Source organism: Acinetobacter sp. ANC_7511, assembly GCF_056779975.1.
This window is the reverse complement of sequence record NZ_JBWYIY010000042.1, coordinates 1-1326: the sequence shown is the minus strand read 5'-3', so window position 1 is coordinate 1326 and position 1326 is coordinate 1. Positions and strand designations below refer to the sequence as shown.

Here is a 1326-nt window from a genome sequence, read left to right as displayed (position 1 = left end):
CCTTGTTCACATGATTTCTCAATCTTTATGCCTTCTCTCGCTAATGCATCGATCAAACTCTCATCCGCTGCAACCGTAATAATTTTATTACTGCGCTGTGCAACGACTTCAAAGCTATCGCCTGTAACATCTGTTTCAACGTTAAAATATTCTTTATGAATCTGCTGATCCGCAAATTGATTCACTTTAGCTAAATCAATGACCCAATCCATAAAGCCATTCGGGCCACATGTATAGATATGAGATTGAGCATCTAATTGCTTAATATGCTGGTTAAGATATTCGCGATGACTTGAACCTTCTGCTTTAAAGTGGAAGGTTGTAAATGGTGCAAGTGGTCCCTGTTCTACTTCTTCGACGAAAGCACAGCGATCGCGACTACTGCCACAATAATGCAATTCAAATGATTTACCTTGGGTTAGTAGCTCATATGCCATGGTAATGAGTGGTGTAATGCCAATACCGCCACCGATCAACACTGAGTGGGAAGCATCAACCAAAGGGAATAAGTTTCTTGGTGCACTCACCTGCAACTGCATACCCGGTGTAAGTTGCTCAAATGCACATGCTGAACCACCACGTGACTGAGGATCTTTCAAAATACCGAGGCGAAAAATGCCGACTTGTTTAGGATCTTGGCAAAGTGAATATTGGCGTATTAGACCATTCGGCAAATGCACATCAATATGTGCCCCTGCTTCTATACTTGGTAATGTGATTTCATTTGCTGAGGTGAGTTCAAGCACTGCAATTGTGCCGCCTTGTATATAACGATCTTTTACGACCACATCATGTAAACACATCATCTTTTCTCATTCGATCCTTTTAAACAAATAGGGATTAGCAAAAAGCTAATCCCTATTTCCTCTTACAAAATATAGCTAATACCCGCCAGGGTATCGGTTGAATTAATGAGGTTAATCACCTTGCGACGAATCTTGAAGCCATTTTCTTCATCACGTACCAAGTGGTAAATCACATCTGCTGTGTAATGACGTAAGTTTTCTTTACGGAATTCACGTAAATTCTGTGCACAGCGTAATACGATCTCTCCGTCTTGATCTTGAAGAATTCGTACACGCGATAAACTACGTACTGTATTCGCTTTGGGAGAAGTTGAAATTGCTTCTCCATTTTCTAAACGTTCAACACGTAGTTGACGCATATGATGATTGTCATATGCATAGTTCAGATGATTTTCATAATCGGTTAAGGCTGGGTCGATTGGAATAATATACTGACCTTGCTCTTCCCATAATGCTAACCAAGTTTGGTAATCCGAATGGTCAAGCATATCCGCTTCTGCCCAGATAAATGCGGTTACTT

Annotated in this window: 2 protein-coding genes; both read right to left on the bottom strand. The window is 40.7% G+C overall.

Annotated elements, in window-relative coordinates:
• The coding region (locus tag AC1M9L_RS14700; RefSeq protein WP_481592545.1) for a PDR/VanB family oxidoreductase at positions 1–806 on the bottom strand (806 nt) is incomplete at its 3' end.
• Positions 807–868: 62 nt separating this feature from the next.
• Positions 869–1326, bottom strand: a 458-nt coding sequence (locus AC1M9L_RS14695) for an aromatic-ring-hydroxylating dioxygenase subunit beta (protein WP_481592544.1), incomplete at its 5' end; no start/stop codon positions are given.